The organism is Bacillus sp. AFS023182 (assembly GCF_002560575.1).
GTDB lineage: Bacteria > Bacillota > Bacilli > Bacillales > Bacillaceae_G > Bacillus_A > Bacillus_A arachidis.
Genome location: NZ_NTRO01000180.1, coordinates 1 through 395 on the forward strand (window position 1 = coordinate 1; position 395 = coordinate 395).

The window sequence follows — 395 nt, forward strand, 5'->3', positions numbered from 1 at the left end:
TATATACTATCTCCTAAATTAAAAATCAAATCCACATTACGATGTGAGATATCTTTTAACACCGCTTCTAGCGCAAAACTATTTCCATGAATATCTGAAATAATAGCTATTTTTTGTTTCATAAGGGCACCTGCCATTCCAAAATTCTAATCTTTCGAAACTCTATAAATGTCTACACTTAGACTCTGTTTATTTATAAACATCTGCCGCGAGCTGTTTTAAAAGACCTATGTTTATCACTTCAAAGTATCCATTATTCTTTCTTATTACACTTTTATCGCAGAGAGTATTCAATGTTCGTAGTAAGTGCCTATAGCTTGTTCCTAATAATTCCGATGTTTCCGTTAAATTTCCATTAAATATAATTCTTTGTTTAGTATGTGTAGTACATTCTC

At 30.9% G+C, this 395-nt stretch carries 1 protein-coding gene and 1 pseudogene; both read right to left on the minus strand.

All coding sequences use genetic code 11. The features are described from left to right. Positions 1-122 (minus strand): metallophosphoesterase family protein (locus CN288_RS28090; protein WP_141528047.1); only part of this gene is annotated, 122 nt, incomplete at its 3' end. Positions 123-189: 67 nt separating this feature from the next. Beyond that, a pseudogene (locus CN288_RS28095) lies at positions 190-395 on the minus strand (hypothetical protein); the annotation flags it as partial.